The sequence below is a fragment of the Lysinibacillus sp. CNPSo 3705 genome, from assembly GCF_028674935.1.
In the GTDB taxonomy this organism is placed as follows: Bacteria; Bacillota; Bacilli; order Bacillales_A; family Planococcaceae; genus Lysinibacillus.
On sequence record NZ_JAQZSD010000014.1, the window covers coordinates 1 to 21,376 of the forward strand.

Sequence of the window (21,376 nt, forward strand, 5' to 3'; positions counted from 1 at the left end):
ATCGAGGGCAATGGAACTTGAAAAAGCTGCCGCCTGCAAAATACAGACAGCAGCTTCAAAAGGTTGCCTAGCTTTTTTTCAAAATGTCCTTTACAAAGGGTACACTTTAAGGTTGCCTAGCTTTTTTTCAAAATGTCCTTTACAAAGGGTACACTTTAAACTTGGTCTGGCTTTTTATTATGTTTCATAATTTTTGTACTTACAACCCATTATATAAGTAGATGGGAGGTGTTGATTTATGGAGTATGAATATAAAGTAAAGTTTTACTTTGACGAAGGCCGTGAAGAAGAATATAAAATCAAAAATAATATTGAACAAGAAACATTTACAGAGGAGCTTTCTAATGGTTTCAATGAGAAGCCTTGGTATTCATTTACTGAAACAGAACATTATAAAACAATTTTAATCAGTACGAAAGAAGTTTATCAAGTAGTAGTAGAAAAAAATGTTTTAGAATTTGATTAATCAAAAGTATAAAGTGACATCTAACTTGGTGTGGCTTATTAGCATTTAAAAAAGGCTATTTTCTATAAGTGTTGCTGTTATAAAATAAAGACAGGATAAATCTACAAATTCTTGTAGAAATAATGCTGTCTTTATTTTAATTTTTTCATTGAAATATTAAACCTTTGCTATCAAATAACCGCGCTTATAGTCATCTTTATAATGGAATTGCTGAAGTTTGTTCTGTTTGTCATTTGAAATGAAAGCTGTGAATTTTGAATGGTATTTATCGAAATGTGAATCTGTAATGGAAAGTAGAGCAAGTTTTATGATGGTCAGTAACCCCCTACTATGTTTAACCTCTAAATATTTGCTGCCTATATTCTTTCGGTGTTAAATCGGCATAGCGTTTAAATAACTCTGAAAATCTACCTGCACTTTGATAGCCTACTGTTCGAGCAATTTCGTTAATAGGGAGCTCTGTATGAGCTAGTAATTTCTCAGCCTGATGAACACGTTGTTTTTGAATATATTCCGTAATTGTGCAATGATACACTTCTTTAAATAATTTTTTTAATTTTGTAGCACCCATACAAGAAATTTTAGTTAAATGATCTAACGTTAGTTGTAGGGCGTAGTACTTTTCTATATGAGTGGCTACATGCTCAATTTGGTGAATATCTTCTTTAGAAATTTGAGAGCAATGACAAGTTTCATTGAAAAGTACACGTTCCATTATAAGGGCTAATGCTTCATATACTTTCCCTTCATAAAAAAGTGCAGAGGTCAGATCAGCACCACGATAAGCCGCTATTTGTCGAAACAGGATTACCATTTCTGGAAAAGTAGTTGTGGCTTTTAGTGTTGTTAATGCTTGACGTATATTCACATATTTTTCACCATATTTATGAGCTAGAAATTGATCACAAAAAATAGGGGTAAACTCAATACCGATTGATTGTACTGGAATATTTTTATGAATAATAGCGCTATATTTTTCTCCTTTTCCCCAATAACTCCTTATATAACCTGGCTTTAATTGTTGGTAAGGGTTAAGCTCCTCACCTGAAATAGATTCATAGTATGAGACGGTTAAAAGTTCAGGCATTGTTAATTCTAACTGATAATCCTCAAAAAAATAAAAATCATGAATAAGAATAGAAAACATTTCCTTGTAATGATATATCCAATAATAACCTTTACCTAAAGTTGGATCGATTGTATATGTAGTACCTACTGAGTTATATTTGCTCATTTGGTCAAATTTTGAAAAACCATTCTCTAATAATAGAGGTTTAAAATGATGAGATGTCATCAGTTTTCTCCTTTCCTCAATTAGACTTTCCTCTTCCTTGATTAGACGTAAACATAGTGTAGTTATTTTTTTATGTACTACTATTCATTATAATGGTAATGATAATCATTATCAATGTAATAAAGTAAATATAGTAATAAATACTAGAGGAAGGAAGAGAAGTATAAAAATGTATTCGCAAACAATGCAACAAAAAACTTTAAGTATTAAAGATTTAATTACAGTCGGTATTTTCTCAGCACTGTTCTTTATATTCATGATGATTGGATCAGCCCTTTTTGCCCCCAATCCTGTATTAACGTTTTTAATGCCAGCTGGCGCAGCTCTATTAACGGGACCTATTTATTTATTAATGATTGCTAAAGTACCAAAATTTGGCCCTATTCTTATTTTAGGAATATTGTTAGCGATTATTACATTTGTTACAGGGATGTACTGGTTATGGTCATTAGCTTGTATAGGAGTAGCTATAATTGGTGAATTAATAGCAGCGATTGGTCAGTATAAAAATATTTCAATAAATATTTTAAGCTATATTGTTTTTGCACTTCATCCAATGGGTTCTTACGTAATGTTGTGGCTTAATCAACAAGCGTATAAGGAGTATTTGGTAGGTCAAGGAACAGAACAAGCTTATATGGATACGATGTTAACAACTGCCCAAAATTGGATGTTACCAACAATGTTTGTTGGCACAATGCTATGTGCTTTGATCAGCGGTTTATTGGGAAAAAAATTATTGAGAAAACAGTTTGAAAAATCAGGAGTGCTTGCATAGGTAGGGCGGTGAAATTATGAATAAGGGAGAAGAATTACAGGGCAATATGCATATGCATGTTTTCACCGTCAAACTTGATCCAAGAACGAAAATATATCTACTACTGTTAGTAAATGCAGCGGTTTTTTTGTCACCTTCTTTTCAATTTGAACGCATATTAATGGCCATAATATTTAGTCTTTGCTTTCTAATGGGAATGTTTTCTTTTTCATTGAAAATGATGCTTGGTTACGGGTTAATTCTAGGAGTTCACTTAGTAAGTGAAATGTTTTTGTCAGGTGCGTGGGAGCTAATGTTTGTATCATTTACAATGTTTATTAGGAAAATATTCCCGTGCGTTGTAATGGGTGGGTTGTTAGTTGGAACAACAAAAATAAATGAATTTATGACGGCTTTAGGAAAAATAAGAATTTCCAAAAAGGTAATTATTCCATTAGCTGTAATGTTGCGCTATTTTCCAATGATTGGTGAGGATTGGCGATATATAAAGGATGCTATGAAGTTAAGAGGCATCTCACCCTCCATAATAGGTTTTCTAAAAAATCCTGTGCAAACGGTTGAATGTATTTACGTTCCTTTATTGATGGCAGCCTCAAAAATTGCTGATGAATTATCTGCTGCAAGCATAGCGAGAGGGATTGAAAACCCGAAAGAGCGTACTTGCTTTCAACATGTGTCATTCCAATTCAGTGATAGTATTGTAATGTTTATATTTACATTTTTTGTGTTTGGAGGAGTGTTCATATGTTGAAAATCGAGCAATATTCATTTCATTATACAGATGAGAAAAGTGAAGGTATAGAAAATATAAATATTCATGTCAAAAAAGGACAGTGCATTTTACTGTGTGGTAAAAGCGGTTGTGGTAAAACAACTATTATCCGAGCAATTAACGGTTTAATTCCTTATTTTTATGCTGGAAAGCTAAAAGGGCAAGTGTTGTTAAATAATCAACCTGTAGAAAATAGGAAAATGTATGAATTAAGCGAACAGGTTGGGACGGTGTTCCAAAATCCGAGGTCACAATTCTTTAATGTGGATACTGATAGTGAGATTGTATTTGGAATGGAAAATATGGCATATTCAAAAGAAATGATGGAAGAACGAATGCGGCAAATTACGTCTGAGCTTCGTTTAGAAAGGCTTCGTCGACGCAATATTTTTCATTTATCGGGGGGAGAAAAGCAAAAGATTGCTTTTGCAAGTGTGTATGCTGTAGCACCCGATATTTTTGTATTAGATGAGCCTTCCTCTAATTTAGATGCGGCTGCTATTGAGGATTTAAAAGACATGATTGCATTACTAAAAATGCAAGGTAAAACAATTATTGTATCGGAGCATAGACTTTACTATTTAAAAGAATTAATTGATAGAGCCATTGTATTAAATAAGGGACAAATTGTATCAGTTTACTCACAGAAGGATTTTTTACAGCTTTCAGATCTTCAACTGAGGCAATTAGGACTCCGCACACTTTATTTAGACAATGTACAGTTTCAACATAAATCGCTACCTGCTGAACAAAAAGTTCATGAGCTTGTTGTGAAGGATGTCACTATATCGCACAAAAAAAGAAAGGTATTAGAAAATATTCAATTCACAGCAAAAAGCGGAGAAATAATTGCAATCACAGGACATAATGGTGCAGGAAAAACGACCTTTGCTAGAGCGATATGTGGTCTACATAAACTATCATCAGGAAATATTTATTTTAATAAACAAAAACTAACATTAAAAAAACAGGCTCAGCTTTCCTATATGGTCATGCAAGATGTCAATTATCAGTTATTCGCAGAAACGGTTGAAAAAGAATGTGTATTTGGGGTGAAAAATCCCAATCCGAATTTAGTACGAAAAGTATTGGAGGAAATGGATTTATTAGAACTGGTCAATCGACACCCGAATACATTATCAGGAGGACAAAAACAGAGACTTGCTGTAGCTGCAAGTTTAATAAGTGAAAAAGAAATTATAGTGTTTGATGAACCGACAAGTGGATTAGATTTTGACAGTATGCAAAAGGTTTCTAGTATTTTACAGAATTTAGCGGAGGCTAATAAAATTATTTTTGTCATTACACATGACTTAGAATTTATAGCATCTTGCTGTCATCGTATACTTCGCTTCGGAGATGGAATGAAGCAAGATGATTATAAGTTAAATAAAGAAAATCATCAGTATACAATTGAAACTTTCACTAGATAGCAGGAAATGGATCTAACGTAACTGACCTGCAATGTGCAGAGAAATGTACGATACAAAATTACGATGCAAGGGAAGGGCTGAACGATAATGGGGAAAGTTGTAAAACAAAATAAAAATCCGATCTTTATGCTTCTTTCTTGGGCTGGAAAGGATAAAAAATATTTATATTTGTCTGTTTTATGTTCTTTAATTAGTGGTCTTTCGACAATTGTACCTTATTTCATTATTTATCAAATAATTGAGCAAGTCTATCACAATAATTTAACAGAAGCTTTGTTAATTCAAAATTTATTGATTTTGGCTATTTCGATAATTGTTCGATTTGGACTCTTTGCTATTTCTGGTACCCTATCGCATAAGGGTGCCTATCGAACTTTATTTAAAGTGCGTTGTCAAGTAACAGAGCATATGGCGCAAGTTTCACTAGGTTCTTTAAATGAACGAAATACAGGAGAAATTAAAACACTATTAAATGAAGAAATTGAAAAGCTAGAGTTATTTTTAGCACATCATTTACCAGAGTTAGTGTTTTACTTGAGTGGTCCAATTGCTGTCTTCATCTATTTATGTACAGTTAACGTACCGTTAGCGCTTATTTCGTTTATTCCATTAATTGTTGCAGTGGCAGTAATGGCAATAATGTTTCGGGGGACGAATCAATTAATGGATCGAGGAGCACGTTCCATAGCCAATCTAAATGCAATTATTATCGAATATATTCAAGGAATGCGTTTAATTAAGGCATATAACATGAGTAGTTCATCATTTAAAAAGTTTACAAACGCAGTAGATGATGAATTTAATATCTGGAAAGAAATGTCTTTAAAAATGGGTCCACCATATGCGAGCTTTGTCATTATTATAGAATGTGGCTTACTCCTTATGGTACCTATTGGTGGAATGTGGTTTTTAAATGGTAGTTTAACAGGAAGTGTCTTTATTCTTTTTGCATTTGTAGGCTCATTGTATTTAACAGAATTACGACCTTTACAGGAATTAGGTTCAAACTTTGCACAGGTTTTAAATGCTGTAAAGAAATGCGTAGCCTTTTTAGAAACACCTGTTTTTGGGCAAGGGCAAGCATTTCCGAAGAATTACAATATCGAACTAAGAAATGTCAATTACTCTTATGATGGGCAAAAAGAACATTTAAAGAATGTGAATCTTTCTATTGCTGAAAATGAAAAAATAGCTATTGTAGGTGACTCAGGTTCTGGGAAAAGCACCATTGTACAGTTAATTTCACGCTTTAATGATGTTCAGCAAGGAGAAGTTTTGATTGGTAATCAAAATGTGAAGGATATTGATTATGAGGAATTATTAAAAAATATAACAACAGTTTTCCAAAAGACCTTTTTAACAAGTGGTACAGTGTTTGAAAACATTGTCATGGGTTCTAATGCCACACTCGATGAGGTAAGAACTGCGGCGAAAAAAGCACAAATAGATGATTTTATTATTTCATTACCTGATGGTTACGATACGAGGGTAGGGAGTTTTGGAACTAGATTTTCTGGTGGAGAAAAGCAGCGAATTGCTATTGCACGTGCCATTTTAAAAGATGCACCGATTTTAATATTAGATGAAGCAACATCCGCAGCAGACCCAGAAAATCAGGCCGAGATTGATCAAGCCATTGCTGAACTTTGTGTTGGTAAAACAGTAATTATCATTGCACACCGTCTTGGTATTATTAAGCATTGTGATCGAGTGGCAATTGTAGAAAATCAAACACTACAAGCATGTGGAACGCATCAAGAAATGCTAGAAGAAAACCCTTCATATAAAAAGACTTGGCAGGATTATAGTAAAGCTAGAGAAATTACGTATGAATTTTAACGATGTTGTACTTGTAGAAAAAGAAGGGTCTTTCAAGGGAAAGCCTATTTATGAAGGAGACTTAAGTATGGACAAAAAAAATGCATTTACAAAAAATGCTTCTTTTTATCTTTCTATTGTTTTCAATGTCATCGAGGGTATGCTAGCTGGTTTTAATTTTATCGTACTATATTACACGATTAATGCTTTAATAACAGAGCAATTAACGATGAACTTGTTAACTCGAATTCTGTCATTGTTAGGCGCTGTTTTTGTTATTCGTTTAATCATCTACGCGTTTGGTTATACGAGAGGGCAAATCGGAGGTGCCCAGATTAGTAGAATTCTTCGCTTGACACTGGGCGATAAAATGAAAAAAATACCGCTTTCCTCCTTTACGAAGGCACAAACAGGAGAGTACATTAATGCAACGACAACAAGTGTCAATAATTATGAAAATATTTTGACTCATAAAATAGGAGATATTATAAAAAATTCATCATTTACTTTACTGCTAATTGGCTTTATTTCGACTATTTATATACCTGCTGGAGTAGTTCTGTTATGTTCAGGTTTATTGTTAATACCAACTCTTTACTTGTCCTTTTTAATGGTAAAAAAATACGGAAATCAAAAGAAAAATATTATGACAAGTAACACAAGTGCTGTAGTTGAGTATATAAATGGTATTCAAACGTTGCGATCATTTGGTTTGGGTGGTGTTAAAAATAAAGCAACAACCTCATCAATGAAGGACTATAGTGATGTTAGTTATTTATATGAGATTAAAGTAATTCCAATTGGTACAACGTTTAGTATTTTGTGTTGGCTAAGTTTACCGATTGTTCTTTATTTAGCAGGACATCAATGGCTGGAAGGGAATTTAGATGCGTCTTCTTTCTTTCTAATTAGCATTTCCCCTTTATTTACATGCAAATTATTTGGCACACTTTTTATTGATTTAACCTCTTATAAAAACTTAATGATTGCAAAAAGACAAATTGAGTGTGTCATAGAAGAGGTGGAGGAGTTATCAAATGAGACTTCTTTTGAACCTGAACAGTATAGTATAGCTTTTCAAAATGTGAATTTCGCTTATAACCAAGGGGAACCTATACTACGAAATGTCAATTTTGAAATTGATTCTTCACAGTTTGTGGCGATTGTTGGACCATCGGGTTCGGGAAAATCAACTATTTTAAATTTAATAACAAAATACTATGAGCCTGAACGCGGTGATATATTAATCGGTCAGCAAGTTATTCAATCGATTGCTTCTGAAAAAGTATTGCAGAAAATTTCACTAGTCGACCAAGATATATTTTTGTTTAATGATACGATTTTAAATAATATTCGCTATGCAAAGCCAGAAGCGACAGAACAAGAAATTATTAATGCTGCGAAAGAAGCAAACTGCCATGATTTTATTGAGAAATTAGAGTATGGCTATGACACAATTGTTGGAGAAAATGGTAATAAGCTATCGGGCGGTGAAAGACAACGTATATCCATTGCACGTGCTATTTTAAAGGACAGCCCAATACTTTTATTAGATGAAGCGACAGCGTCGTTAGATATTGAGAATGAGCTGGCTGTAAAAGAAGCGATTAAAAATCTTTTGAAAAAGAAAAAAACGGTTGTGATGATTGCCCATACGCTTTCCATTATAAAAAATGCAGACAAAATCCTAGTTGTTAATGAAGGACAAATCGTAGAAGAAGGTTTACATGAAAAGCTCATTGCTAAAGAAGGCAAATATGCAGCAATGTGGAGAAAGGAACATCAATTAAGTAGCGTATAACAAAATGTATTTTGTAGATGAGAGGATGGGAGCGAAAAGCATGTCTTCACAAATGGATTGGTATTTACATGAGGTTGAACGATATGAGCAATTGGGTTTCTTAAGAAAGAAAACATTAATGGAGGAGCTAGAAATTATCGCTGAACAATTTCCTCATAACATAGCAGTTGTGGAAGGAAATCGACGCTTAACTTATCAAGAATTGCTTCAAGAAATTGAGCAATTATCGACAGGCTTTTTGTCATTAGGTTGGCGGCAAGGCGATCGAGTTTTATTACAATTACCAAATACAATGGAGTTTATTACTATATTATTTAGTTTACTAAAAATAGGTGTGCAGCCTGTTCTGATGTTGCCTTCTCATAGAGAAATAGAAATTGATACAGTTGCTAAGATGGTACAACCAATAGCTTATATATGTTGCAGCACTCATCTTGGTTTTCAGTATGAGTGCATGGCTGCACAGATTATCCCTCTGCATAAAAGTATTCGATATATTGTGACGGTTGGTAAATCTACTGTACAGTGGCCAGCAACTTTTACACATGTAACATTAAATCAGCTTAAAGAAAGTAACTATTCATTAGTGGTTAGTGATTTACCACATTATAGAGATACCGCGTTATATTTATTGTCTGGTGGCACAACAGGTATTCCAAAAATTATTCCAAAAATCCATGAGGCATATGTTTACAATGCACTAGCCTCTGCTGAAAAATGTGGAATGGGACCTGAAACTGTATACATGGCAGTACTATCTATTTCACATGATTATCCGTTATGTTCTCCAGGCATATTAGGCACTCTTTTTACAGGAGGCAAAGTGGTATTGTGTCAAACTTCTAGCTTTGATGAAGCATTTCAAGAAATAGAAAAGGAACGTGTGACACATACCTCAATTGTGCCGACAATAGCTAGCTTATGGTTAGAAGCTTTTGAATGGTATGAAGAATTGGATATGTCGAGTCTAGAGGTTGTTCTAATTGGCGCTGCTCACTTAGAGCAAAAAACAGCTGTTCATTTTATGGATAAATTTCAATGTAAAATACAACAAGGATATGGACTAGGGGAAGGAATTACTTGCTTCACAGCATTAGATGATCCAATAGAAATTGTTACGAGCTGTCAAGGGCGAGCAATTTCTTTAGGTGATGAAATAAAGATTGTAGATGAGCTAGGAAGAGAAGTTCCTCATGGTGAGCTTGGTGAATTGGTGGCAAAAGGACCGTATACATTTGGGGGCTACTATCAAGCACCTGCTTTAAATGCTGATGTTTTTACAATGGATTATTTTATACGTACTGGTGATAAAGCACGTATAACACCAGAGGGGAATGTACAAATTGTTGGTAGAGTAAGAGAACAAATTAATCGTGCAGGTGAAAATATTATACCCGCTGAAATCGAAAGCTTTCTACGAGCACATCCAATTATAAAAGATGTAGCTGTTATCGGTTTGCCGGATAAAGAGTTAGGCGAGAACATTTGTGCATTTTTAGTTACAGATGGACAAAAAATGGAACGAGATGAGATATGTAGTTTTCTAATTCATCTAGGCGTTGCTCAATATAAACTTCCAGATCAAATCATATATGTAGAGCGGTTACCATTTATAAATGTAGGGAAGGTTGATAAGAACAAATTAAAACAGATGGCTATAGAAAGAGAGGCGTCAAAGTATTGAGATTAAAGAATGATCTAGATAATATCCAAAGTCTAGCGTTGGAAGTCAATCATCTACTCGGTATACAGAAAGAAATACATGAGGATCAAAATTTATTAGAATTAGGCTTAAACTCCTTACAAGTGATGAAATTAGTTGGCAAACTAAAAAAAGTTGGAGTAACAATTACCTTTAAAGAATTAATATCCGAGCCGTATTTAAGTGCTTGGAATAAATTAATAAATAGAGATTATGTATATACAATTAATAATGATAACGAACTATTAGAAAATCAAGATAAGACAGTAGCTAATATGTATGAACCTTTTCCATTAACAGATGTACAGTATGCTTATTGGGTTGGACGACAAAGCGGTCAATATTTAGGTGGAAATGGTTGTCATGGTTATATGGAAGTTGATGGTCAAAATATTGATATAGAGAGGCTTGAAACGGCTTGGGCATTAATAATTCAGCATCATCCTATGCTCCGTGTCAAATATACAGAAGATGGTCAACAGCAAATTTTACAAGAATCACCTTTTACAACTATTGATGTCCACGATTTTACAACTTGCTCGCAAGTCGAGATTAGCGAAAAGCTAGAAACTATTCGCGCTAATACCTCACACCGGCTATTGGCAATTGATCAAGGGGAAGTAGCTCGTTTACAGCTATCTCTATTACCAAAGGGTAAAACTCGTCTCCATTTTGATATAGACTTACTTGTAGCTGATGTTCAAAGTTTCCAAATCATTTTAAGAGATTTAGCGGCAGCTTATTCTAGACAGCAAAAACCGAAGGCACCTGAAAATTGGAACTTTGCAAAATATCTACATGATAAAGCACTAGCAATTGCCAATGAAGAAAGCGACGCAGAGGCTTATTGGAAAAACAGGTTAACTACTTTGCCATTAGGTCCAAAACTACCGTTATCAAACAATGCTGAGTTGATACAACACACCCCTAAATTTACAAGAAGGGAGCATTTTTTAGAAGAACAATTTTGGAGTAAGCTTAAATTGACTGCCTCACACCATAACGTCACACCTGCAATCGTATTGTTAGCAGCTTATGCCTATACATTAAGTAAATGGAGCAGTGAATCTCGTTTTATTATTAATATTCCATTGTTTAACCGAGATACTTTGTCTGAAGAGATAGAGCAAGTGGTAGCTGATTTTACTACGCTACTATTATTGGAAGTTGATAGTGAGACTCCACAACATTTTTTAGCATTTACAAAAAGTTTACAACAGCAATTTCATCAAGATTTAAACTATACCGCTTATTCAGGTGTGAAAATTCAACGGGATTTAGCTAAGTATTATCCAGATGAAAAAGTGTTTGCTCCAATGGTTTTTTCATGTAATTTAGGTGTACCACTTATTAATGAAGAGTTTAAGGATGCATTTGGTACTATTCATTATATGATTTCACAAACGCCACAAGTTTGGTTAGATTTCCAAATGTTTGATATGGACGATGGTTTGTTATGTATTTGGGATGGTTTAGATGAACTATTCCCTTCAGGTTTGTTGGATGACATGTTTGAACTGTTTATCAAAACTATTCATTGGTTAATTGAAGATGAAGAGCATTGGCTTCAACAGCCAGCTATCGAAACAAAAGCACAAGAAGTAAGACGTCAATTAATTGATAATGCCACAATAGAAGATCATGCTCAATGCTTGCACACGTCTTTCTTCGAAAAAGCAAAGCAACAACCACAAGTTATAGCGCTTATAGATGGTATAAGTCAAAAAGAAGTTAGTTATGAGACGCTGTCATTTCAAGCAGAAAAGGTTGCTGCAGCCCTGTTACATAATGGTTTTAAACAAGGTGATCGAGTAGCTATTTCATTGCCAAGAGGATTAGAGCAAATACAAGCGATTTTAGGAGTCCTAGCTATTGGAGGCTGTTATGTTCCTGTACATGTGACACAGCCGATTGAACGTTATAAAAAAATTATTGAGAAGGCAAATGTTTCTTTTATTCTAACAACGGCCTCCTACGAAGAAAAGTACCAAGATATTGAACAAGTACAAGTTATTATGATGGAACAGATACATCAATTTGGTCATGTGAAGTTTCCTAAAGTAGATGTAAACAGTTCTGCTTATATTATTTTCACATCAGGTTCAACGGGAGAACCAAAAGGTGTAGAAATTAGTCATAAGGCCGCTTGGAACACAATTGCAGATATTAATAAAAAATATGATATTAGCAAAGAAGATCGTATTCTAGCATTATCATCATTAGATTTTGATTTATCTTTATATGATATATTTGGTCTTTTAAGTGTTGGTGGTAGCCTTGTCCTTCTATCAGAAGATACGGCTCGAAACGCAGATATTTGGTTAAAGTTAATATGTAATTACCGTATTACATTATGGAATTCAGTACCTGCTTTATTGAAGATGTTATTAATAGAAGCCGAGAGCGTAAAGTTGATTTATCAAAATTTACGTATTGTGATGTTGTCAGGAGATTGGATTAGTTTAGATATTCCTGAGAGACTGTTAAAAGTAGCACCGAAAGGGCTATTAGTAGCAATGGGCGGTGCGACAGAAGCGGCAATTTGGTCCAATTATTATGATGTCAATCATCCAATACCAGCAAGTTGGCGTTCAATCCCTTATGGAAGACCCCTGAAAAATCAGTTTTATAGAATTATTGATACAAATGGGGAAGACTGTCCGAGTTGGAAATCAGGAGAGCTGTGGATAGGAGGTGCTGGTGTAGCCAAAGGATACGTAGGAGAGCCACAATTAACTACTGAACGCTTTATTGAAGAGAAAGGTATTCGTTGGTATAAGACAGGGGATATCGGTCGATTTTGGAACAACGGCCTTATCGAGTTTTTAGGAAGAAATGATTCACAGGTAAAGGTACGGGGTCACCGTATTGAATTAGGTGAAATCGAAAGTGCTATTAGTAGTTATGAAATAGTTGAGGATGCTACTGTCACGGTCAGAGGAGAGGAAAACCAATATTTAGCCGCTTATATTGTAAGTAGTTCTGAAAAAGAGCAAGCACAAACTATTAAATATAATAAACCAATGATTGATTGGTCTTATATTGTTCAATTAAAAGAGAATGGGGATTTTACTAAAACTTACAATGAGAATGAAAATCGTTATCGGCCGTTAAAGGATTATTGTGAATATCTTACTATGGAAATGATTAGTAAAATAATTTCCAAATTAGGATTTCCGCTAGAAAAAGATGTTCGTTACAATATTTTAAAAATAATAGAGCGAGAAAAAATTAACAGCAGATATCAAAGTTTAATATATCAATGGTTTAGTTTTTTAGAAAAAAACAATCTAGTTTCTTGTGAAGGATCTACTATTCATAATAAACAATGCTTAATCGTTAATAGTGAAGAACAGTTTAGTAGTTTAGAGAAAATGCAAACAACATATATAAGGGAGTTTGTTTCTGACTTTTTTGAAAAAAGCTATGCACTTTTAACGGGTGAGCTAGAGCCTTTAGAATTATTGCTTCATCATAACATACATCCTTTAGAACAATTGACTGAAAACATGTCTGATGGAAAAAAACAGCAGGATTTAATAGCGACTCTGATTCAAACCGTTTTAAGTAATCGAACAGAACGCCAAGCACCACTCAAAATATTAGAGGTTGGGGTACGTCATACGAACACACTTCGTATGCTAGCAGAGACCTTTTCAAAAGATGACATTCATTATATTGCTACAGATGAGTCCAACTACTTTATAAATCGTGTTCAAAAAATAGTAGGTTTACAGCCCAATATCCATTTTAAAGTACTTGATATAAATAAATGTCCAATTTCTCAAGGTTTTATAGATGGTGAATATGATTTGATTGTGGCGTCGCACTCTTTGCATAGAGCAGTCCATATTAGAAATTCACTTAAAGATTTAAAGAAGTTATTAAAGCATGGTGGGCTATTCGTTAATTTAGAAATGACGGAGAATAATCCTCTGCAATTAGTCAGTACAGCATTTTTAGAAGATGGTTTTACACATTATAAGGATGAACGGGAAAAGACATGTCTTCCATTACTATCGGAAGATCGTTGGCTCTCTATTTTTAAAGAAGAGGGCTTTACAAATATTACGCTTCAGCCTATTGATACAGCCTTTACTCAGTATTTATTTGTAGCTCAAGTTGAAAGACAATCATTTTCAGAATTCCAGCTAGAGCCACTTAAACATTATTTAGAAAAACGATTACCAAGTTATATGATTCCTCATGTAATTATTCCATTAGAGGAGTTACCTATTACGGCCAATGGCAAAGTGAATCGAGCAGCATTACCAATCCCTGAAATTGAGCAAGTCCATTTAGCTACAAAAGAATTTATTGCACCAACAACCCCAATCGAAATAAGGTTAGCAGAAATATGGACCGAAGTATTAGGGGTAGATGCAATTGGCATACGTGATCATTACTTTGAGCTAGGCGGAGATTCATTATTAGCTACTCAGCTTAGTGCAAAAATAAAAGAGCAATTTGCTGTCAAAATTAGCTTAGAAGCAATCTTCAATCAACCTGTTTTTCAACAGATGGCATTGTTATTAGAGGAATTAGTGCTACAAAAGACAAATGAAGAAACGGAGAAAAAGCTACCAACTATAGTGCCTAATGAGCGGGATCGTTTCGAGCCATTTCCATTAACAGAAGTTCAACAAGCATATTGGCTAGGTCGTAGTGGTATTTATGCATACGGTGATGTATCCACTCACTGCTATTTTGAAATGGATTGCCCAGCTCTAAATCATGTAAGAGTGGAACAAATATGGAATCGTCTCATACAACATCATGATATGATGAGGGCCGTCATTTTAAATGATGGACAACACCAACAGGTTCAAGAGTTTGTAGAGTACTATTCTATTGCATCGTACAATCTTACAAATCTTTCAACAGAACAGCAAAAAGAACAGCTTACATTAGTGCGAAGTGAGATGGAGCATCAAACATTTAATCCAAGTGAGTGGCCATTGTTTGATATTCGAATGTCGACTATAAATGACCATAAAACAAGACTACATATTAGTTTTGACAATATTATTTTTGATGGTTTTAGTATGTTCTATTTATTTAAAGAGTGGAAGCGCCTATATGATGATTCTTCTGCAAAACTACAAGTGCTTCAAACTACATTCAGAGATTATATATTGGCTTATGAAAAAATTCGGGAAACAGAAATGTATGAGCAGGATATGCAATATTGGCATCAACGTATTGATAATATGTACCCTGCACCAGATTTACCTCTACTTGATTATAAAGGAGATTTATCTAACTGTAAGTTTACGAGATATGAAGAGAAACTATCTTCACAGCAATGGCTAGCCTTAAAGCAATTAGCTACCAAAATGAACTTGTCTCCAGCATCCTTGTTAATTGCTGCTTATGCAGAAACTTTAGCAAGATGGAGTAGTCAACCAAAATTTACAATAAATCTTACTCGTTTCCATCGTGTGCTATTTGAACCGGATGTAGAACAGCTTATAGGTGACTTTACATCGCTTAATCTTTTATCTATTGATATGTCAAAAGGAGAATCTTTTTTAGAACGTGCTAGAAATGTTCAAAAGCAACTATTGCAGGATTTAGAGCATCCTTATGTGGGTGGTGTATATGTAGAGCGTGCACTAGCTAAAAAGTGGAATCGTCAAATGGGCATAATGATGCCATTTGTCTTTACGAGTGGATTAGGGCTTGAAAAAAATAATGGGGCAACAACAATGGGTGGCTATTTAGGAGATATTGTATATGGATTATCTCAAACTCCTCAAGTTTGGCTTGATCATCAAGTTTCAGAGCAAAAAGGTGAACTATGGTTAAGCTGGGATGCAATAGAGGAGATTTTCCCACAGCATTTAGTCATTGGCATGTTTGGGGCATACATCAGCATTTTAAAAGAGCTTTCTACGAAGGAAGATTTATGGGAAAAAAGAATTGAAAGTCTTGTGCGTTTACCATCTCATGAGCAAGTAGGAAAAATTAAAGGGCAGGACACAGAAATATCAAATGAGACGTTGTTAAGTCTTGTTGAAAAACAAATAGCAGAAAATCCTACTAATATCGCAGTGTTCTCAGAAGAAAATACTATTACGTATCAACAGCTATGTCATTTAAAAAATCATACTGCTCAATCATTACTTGAACGGGATAGTACTAAAGGGAAATTAGTTGCTATTGTTATGGAAAAAGGATGGGAACAAGTAGTTGCTGCATTGGGGATTATTAAAGCTGGGAAGGCATATTTACCGATTGATTGTACAACGCCTATTGAACGGATGGAATTTCTTTTAAAAGAAGGAGAAGTTCAATCTATAGTAACACAAGCACATATACTCACACAGCTACCCTTCCTAAATGATTATCATGTGACGGTCGTTGATGCTAAATGGGCACATCAAGAATGTCTAGTCGATAGTCCTGACTTGTCGCCTTCAGATTTAGCGTATGTCATTTATACTTCGGGTTCTACTGGTAAGCCGAAGGGTGTCATGATTGATCATAGAGGTGCAGTAAATACAGTATTAGATATTAATCATCGACTTGCTGTTTGTACGGAGGATCGTATTCTTGCATTATCTAACTTAACGTTTGATTTATCCGTATACGATATTTTTGGCATACTTGCTGCTGGTGGTGGAATTGTTATACCAAAAGCGGAGCATGTAAAAGAACCTGCATATTGGAAAAAATTAATACAAAATCATCACATCTCCATTTGGAATACAGTGCCGGCCTTTATGCAAATGTTAACAGAATATAGTAGGAATATAGAGTCTGTTCAGTATCCAACACTAAGGGCTGTGTTATTGAGTGGTGACTGGATTTCATTAAGCTTGCCTACAGATGTTTGGGAAATTGCGCCAAAGACTCGAATATTGGGATTAGGTGGTGCGACGGAGGCGTCTATATGGTCAAATAGTTTCGATATACAAACAGTAAATAGGGATTGGAAGAGCATACCTTATGGCAAACCTTTAGCCAATCAATATTACTATATACTAAATGATCAAATGGCAGCTTGTCCTGTGAATGTACCAGGAAAATTGTATATCGGAGGATTAGGACTTGCTATTGGATATTGGAAAAATGAAGAGCGGACAAATGACCAATTTTTACTTCATCCAATTACAAAAGAACGTCTATATGATACAGGAGATTTAGGGCGGTATTTACCTGATGGCAATATTGAATTTTTAGGGAGGGCAGATTCACAAATTAAACTAAATGGCTATCGGGTTGAAATAGGTGAAATAGATTATCACCTAGCTAAATTGCCTACTGTGAAGGAAGCGGCAACAATTGTTCATAAACGTAATGGAGCAACAATATTAGTGGCATATGTAGTATTAGAAGATGAACAAAATGGTCTAACTATTGAACAAACCAAAAATTTATTGGCACAAAAATTACCTAATTATTTGTTACCTACTGTGTACAAATATATTGATAAAATGCCACTGTCAGAGAACGGAAAAGTTAACCGTAAACTTTTACAACAGTTACCTTTAGAGCAAGAGGAGTCATCTGAATATAGAGAGCCTTTTACAGAGATGCAAAAAGAAATAGCGAAAATTTGGGAAGAAATATTGTCTTATTCTCATCCTGGAATTGATGATGATTTCTTCGCATGTGGAGGTAATTCTTTAATGGCCATTCAAATCATCGGAAAAATAAAGGAGAAATTTAGTATAGCGCTTTCTATTCAAACATTATTCACTCATTCACGTCTTGAACAACTAGCAGCATTCGTTGAGGAAAACAATGTCACTATGGAGGAAGGTGCTCTATGAGACAATATCACCTTTCTCGAATAATTTTTATGATTGTCATTTTAGCTTTCATAAGTGGGTGTAGTGAAGATACAAAAATGACCAAGCATTCTTCACTAAAAATAGGTGTGTTGCGTATCGATGATAGTCTGCCTCTTTATGTTGCAGTGAAGGATCAGCTTTTCCAAAAATATGGTGCTGATGTTGAGCTTATAGAGTTTGGCAGTGCCTCTGATCAAGCGAAGGCGATGGAGGCTGGTGAGCTAGATGGCATGATGACTGATATGATCGTTCAAAATTTAATAAAAAAGGGGGGCATTGATGTTAAAACGATTGCATTAGCATTAGGTGCGACTGAGAAGGAAGGAAGATTTTTAGTCGTTTCTTCTCCACATAGCTCTATTGTTGAACCGAAGCAGCTAGTAGGGCAATCTGTCATGATCTCTGAGAATACAATGATGGATTATTTAATGGAGCAATATGAACGACATTTGAAACTAGATTCTTCTGAAATAGCGAAAATTCATCTTCCGAATCTTTCATTACGTGTAGATACAGTATTAGCTGGAAAAGAAGCGCAAGCGGCTATATTACCTGAGCCATTGGCAAGCTATGCTGTTGCACAAGGTGCAAATATTGTCATTGATGATACAACACTTGGAGAGAACTTTTCACAATCAGTCATCGTTATGACACAAAAAAACATAACAGAAAATAGAGTTGTGATTGAAAACTTCCTAAGAGCTTACAACGAAGCGATTAAACAGTTAAATCAGCATCCAGAAAAATACTTTGAACTTGCTCTAAAAGTGGCAAACGTACCGGAAGCTTTAAAAGGGCATTATGCAGTTCCAGTTTTTACTCCTAATTGTGTGCCAGCACAAGAAAATGTCGAGCGTATATCTGATTGGTTAGTTTCTAGAGGATTATTGGACAAAGCTTTTCCATATGAAGATCTAGTAGAAACGTCATTGGAAGAACAATAAAAAGGGGGATATGTCGTGTATAGAATTCAGCATGTTGACTTAGCGTACAAGACAGCTTCAGGTACGGTTAATGTCCTGCAAAACATTAACCTTCAAATATCTTCTGGTGAATGTGTAGCTATTGTTGGTGTTTCTGGTAGTGGGAAATCCTCTTTATTAAAAATTGTAGCTGGTTTGGAAAAACCGAGTAATGGAACCGTTTATTTTGATGGAAAAGAATTGAAAGGACCACAGCAGGAGATAGCGATTATTTTTCAAAATTACGGCCTGTTCCCATGGAAAAGGGTGAAAGATAATATAGTTCTCCCTTTAAAGCTTGCCAAACGACCTAAGCAGGAACGGGAAAAAGAGACACAATTTATTTTATCACAATTGAATATTCACAATCAGCAGTACAGATATCCTTTTCAACTATCCGGGGGACAGCAGCAAAGGGTTGCAATAGGGAGAGCTTTAATCCAAAAGCCAAAAGTTTTGTTAATGGACGAGCCATTTTCAGCGTTAGATATTTTAACGAAGGAGCAATTAATACTAACATTGCAGAAAATACGTCATGAAAGAAATTTAACGCTACTATTTGTGACACATAACATTGATGAAGCGTTGATGATGAGCGATCGCATCGTCGTCTTTCACGCGAATGGAAAAACAATTGCAGGTATCATTGAGAATGATTATCAGATAGAGGGGCGACGTAATCCTGCTTTCATGTATCGTCAACAACGAATTAAACAATTACTAAAGGGAGAGCCGTGTGAAGAAGACATATAGTATAGTCATCGCTACCATTATCATTATTTTATTATGGCATCTATCTAGCATCTCATTGAATAAAGCTTTTTTACCTAAACCTTTTGAAGCGGGACAATCATTTTTAACAGTAGTAATTAGTGGTGAATTAACACAGCATTTTTTCATAAGTAGTTATCGAGTAGGTATCGGTATAATCTGTGCTCTCTTTTTCGCGATTCCTACAGGTTTACTTATGGGGTGGAATAAAAAGATAGATCTTTTATTAAGTCCTTTATTATATGTGCTTTACCCTATCCCAAAGGTTGTTTTTTTACCAATTATTCTCGTGCTATTTGGATTAGGGGATGTCCCAAAAATCATGTTAATTGCCTTTGTTCTTTATTTTCAATTGGTAGTAGTAATTCGTGATGCCGCAAAAGGAATTCCTTATGCTCAGAAACAAGTTATTCAATCATTGAACGCTACAAAACTACAAACACTGAGCCATTTGACACTACCCTATTGCTTACCGAGCGTAATGACTTCCTTGCGAGCTTCATTAGGAACAGCATTAGCAATCCTATTTATAGCTGAAACCTTTGCATCATTTAGTGGATTAGGTTATTACATTTTAAATCGAATGGATAGTAGAGATTACTTAGCTATGTATGCAGGTGTAATAGGGCTAGCTTTATTAGGAGGAGGGCTATATGCCCTTATTAATATCGTAGAGAATACTATTTGTAGATGGTATAAATTGATGGCAGATAGCAACAGTAATTAATAAGGAGATTAACTATGGATATACAAGAAAGTATGATACGTTCAACGATTCAAGGCTTTTCTACTTCTTATTTGCTATATACAGCTTGTGAATTAGGAATATTTGATGCCATATTCGATGAACGAAAGCATGTAATGTTATTGGCACAGGAATTAGCGCTTGACGAAGAAATGCTCTTTCGTTTTATGCGACCATTAGTAGCTTTGAAATATATGGAGGAAGAAAATAATTATTTTAAATTACTTCCTTTAGGGGAGAAATTATCAGGACAAGCAAGTGATTCATTAAAGGATTTTTTATTATTCACAGGCAGACAGGCAATGCCTTATTGGTCGAAGCTTTATGAAGCGATGAAAACGAAGAAAATCCCTTATCAATTAGTAGAACAACAGTCTTATTTTCAAGCGCAAGTACAGCAAAATGAAAAATTTGAAGTGTTTAATAAGATGATGAGTAAAACAAGTGAACGGCTTCAATTAGAAGCATATTTTGCAGAAAAAAAAGATTGGTACTGCATCAAAAAAATTATCGATGTGGGTGGAGGATCTGGAGAGATAATTGCGAAATTTTTGGAATTTTACCGCAATGCTCAAGGGATTGTAATAGATCTGCAACATGTACAACAAAAGGCAGAAGGAAAATTGGAGCTTTACGGCATCAACAGTCGATGTTCATTTCAGGCAGGAGACTTTTTTCAAGAGGTACCTAAAATGGGTGATCTCTATATTTTATCGCGAATCCTCCATGATTGGGAGGATGAAGCAGCAATCACAATTTTACGTAATATCGCTCAAAGTATGGGCGAAAATTCTACACTAACTATCATTGAAAAATTATTACCAGAGGTTATTGAAGGAAATGCCTCGCATTTATATATGACTGATTTAAATATTTGGACGATGTGTGGAGGTAAGGAAAGAACACAATCCCAATTTGAGGCGCTATTTCATCAAAGTGGATTAACGATCAAAGCACTTTATTCATTAAAAGAAGATGACTATCTAATAGAAGTTGTGAAAAAGGACTTCGAATATCAGGAGGGAATATTATAAA

13 protein-coding genes and 3 pseudogenes are annotated in these 21,376 nt (G+C 34.8%); 15 read left to right on the plus strand and 1 reads right to left on the minus strand.

Going from position 1 to position 21,376, the window contains the following annotated elements; translation table 11 throughout:
* The coding region (locus PVA17_RS08140) for a hypothetical protein (protein WP_274067393.1) at positions 1–190 on the plus strand (190 nt) is incomplete at its 5' end.
* 48 nt (positions 191–238) lie between these two features.
* Entirely contained in the window at positions 239–466 is a 228-nt protein-coding gene (locus PVA17_RS08145) for a hypothetical protein (RefSeq protein WP_248718840.1), read from the plus strand.
* A gap of 334 nt (positions 467–800) precedes the next feature.
* On the opposite strand, the gene PVA17_RS08150 is transcribed toward PVA17_RS08145, so the two are convergent.
* On the minus strand, positions 801–1,760 hold the full coding sequence (locus PVA17_RS08150) for a helix-turn-helix transcriptional regulator (protein WP_132358655.1): 960 nt from the start codon (positions 1,758–1,760) through the stop codon (positions 801–803).
* Between the two features lie 169 nt (positions 1,761–1,929).
* Here PVA17_RS08150 and PVA17_RS08155 point away from each other — a divergent pair, with 169 nt between their 5' ends.
* The 13 genes and pseudogenes from PVA17_RS08155 to PVA17_RS08205 all read left to right on the plus strand — a co-directional run bounded on the left by PVA17_RS08155 (position 1,930) and on the right by PVA17_RS08205 (position 21,375).
* Complete coding sequence (locus PVA17_RS08155; protein WP_274067394.1) at positions 1,930–2,538, plus strand: MptD family putative ECF transporter S component; 609 nt, start codon at positions 1,930–1,932, stop codon at positions 2,536–2,538.
* 16 nt (positions 2,539–2,554) lie between these two features.
* On the plus strand, positions 2,555–3,289 hold the full coding sequence (locus PVA17_RS08160; RefSeq protein ID WP_274067395.1) for an energy-coupling factor transporter transmembrane component T: 735 nt from the start codon (positions 2,555–2,557) through the stop codon (positions 3,287–3,289).
* Entirely contained in the window at positions 3,283–4,743 is a 1,461-nt protein-coding gene (locus PVA17_RS08165) for an ABC transporter ATP-binding protein (RefSeq protein WP_274067396.1), read from the plus strand. Before PVA17_RS08160 ends, PVA17_RS08165 begins: the two co-directional genes overlap by 7 nt.
* A gap of 87 nt (positions 4,744–4,830) precedes the next feature.
* The gene (locus PVA17_RS08170; RefSeq protein ID WP_274067397.1) at positions 4,831–6,582 is read left to right on the plus strand and encodes an ABC transporter ATP-binding protein; all 1,752 of its coding nucleotides are present in this window, start codon (positions 4,831–4,833) and stop codon (positions 6,580–6,582) included.
* Between the two features lie 67 nt (positions 6,583–6,649).
* On the plus strand, positions 6,650–8,362 hold the full coding sequence (locus PVA17_RS08175; RefSeq protein WP_274067398.1) for an ABC transporter ATP-binding protein: 1,713 nt from the start codon (positions 6,650–6,652) through the stop codon (positions 8,360–8,362).
* Positions 8,363–8,402: 40 nt separating this feature from the next.
* Positions 8,403–10,046: a (2,3-dihydroxybenzoyl)adenylate synthase gene (locus PVA17_RS08180; protein WP_274067399.1), complete on the plus strand. Its 1,644-nt coding sequence runs from the start codon at positions 8,403–8,405 to the stop codon at positions 10,044–10,046.
* A gap of 38 nt (positions 10,047–10,084) precedes the next feature.
* A pseudogene (locus PVA17_RS08185) lies at positions 10,085–15,955 on the plus strand (amino acid adenylation domain-containing protein); the annotation flags it as partial.
* 168 nt (positions 15,956–16,123) lie between these two features.
* Positions 16,124–17,515: pseudogene (locus PVA17_RS25530) on the plus strand (amino acid adenylation domain-containing protein); the annotation flags it as partial.
* A gap of 108 nt (positions 17,516–17,623) precedes the next feature.
* Positions 17,624–17,842: pseudogene (locus PVA17_RS25535) on the plus strand (phosphopantetheine-binding protein); the annotation flags it as partial.
* Entirely contained in the window at positions 17,839–18,807 is a 969-nt protein-coding gene (locus PVA17_RS08190) for an ABC transporter substrate-binding protein (RefSeq protein ID WP_132358638.1), read from the plus strand. The pseudogene PVA17_RS25535 and the gene PVA17_RS08190, both read left to right, overlap by 4 nt.
* Positions 18,808–18,822: 15 nt before the next feature.
* Complete coding sequence (locus PVA17_RS08195) at positions 18,823–19,578, plus strand: ABC transporter ATP-binding protein (RefSeq protein ID WP_132358636.1); 756 nt, start codon at positions 18,823–18,825, stop codon at positions 19,576–19,578.
* Complete coding sequence (locus PVA17_RS08200; RefSeq protein WP_274067401.1) at positions 19,562–20,323, plus strand: ABC transporter permease; 762 nt, start codon at positions 19,562–19,564, stop codon at positions 20,321–20,323. The genes PVA17_RS08195 and PVA17_RS08200 overlap by 17 nt, the downstream gene beginning before the upstream one ends.
* 14 nt (positions 20,324–20,337) lie before the next feature.
* Positions 20,338–21,375: a methyltransferase gene (locus tag PVA17_RS08205; protein ID WP_274067402.1), complete on the plus strand. Its 1,038-nt coding sequence runs from the start codon at positions 20,338–20,340 to the stop codon at positions 21,373–21,375.
* The last annotated feature ends 1 nt before the right edge of the window (position 21,376 follow it).

Bases quoted from the DNA above. Each gene is read 5' to 3' on its own strand.
- PVA17_RS08145 (WP_248718840.1), top strand. From the start codon at position 239: ATGGAGTATGAATATAAAGTAAAGTTTTACTTTGACGAAGGCCGTGAA.
- PVA17_RS08150 (WP_132358655.1), bottom strand. From the start codon at position 1,760: ATGACATCTCATCATTTTAAACCTCTATTATTAGAGAATGGTTTTTCA.
- PVA17_RS08155 (WP_274067394.1), top strand. From the start codon at position 1,930: ATGTATTCGCAAACAATGCAACAAAAAACTTTAAGTATTAAAGATTTA.
- PVA17_RS08160 (WP_274067395.1), top strand. From the start codon at position 2,555: ATGAATAAGGGAGAAGAATTACAGGGCAATATGCATATGCATGTTTTC.
- PVA17_RS08165 (WP_274067396.1), top strand. From the start codon at position 3,283: ATGTTGAAAATCGAGCAATATTCATTTCATTATACAGATGAGAAAAGT.
- PVA17_RS08170 (WP_274067397.1), top strand. From the start codon at position 4,831: ATGGGGAAAGTTGTAAAACAAAATAAAAATCCGATCTTTATGCTTCTT.
- PVA17_RS08175 (WP_274067398.1), top strand. From the start codon at position 6,650: ATGGACAAAAAAAATGCATTTACAAAAAATGCTTCTTTTTATCTTTCT.
- PVA17_RS08180 (WP_274067399.1), top strand. From the start codon at position 8,403: ATGTCTTCACAAATGGATTGGTATTTACATGAGGTTGAACGATATGAG.
- PVA17_RS08190 (WP_132358638.1), top strand. From the start codon at position 17,839: ATGAGACAATATCACCTTTCTCGAATAATTTTTATGATTGTCATTTTA.
- PVA17_RS08205 (WP_274067402.1), top strand. From the start codon at position 20,338: ATGGATATACAAGAAAGTATGATACGTTCAACGATTCAAGGCTTTTCT.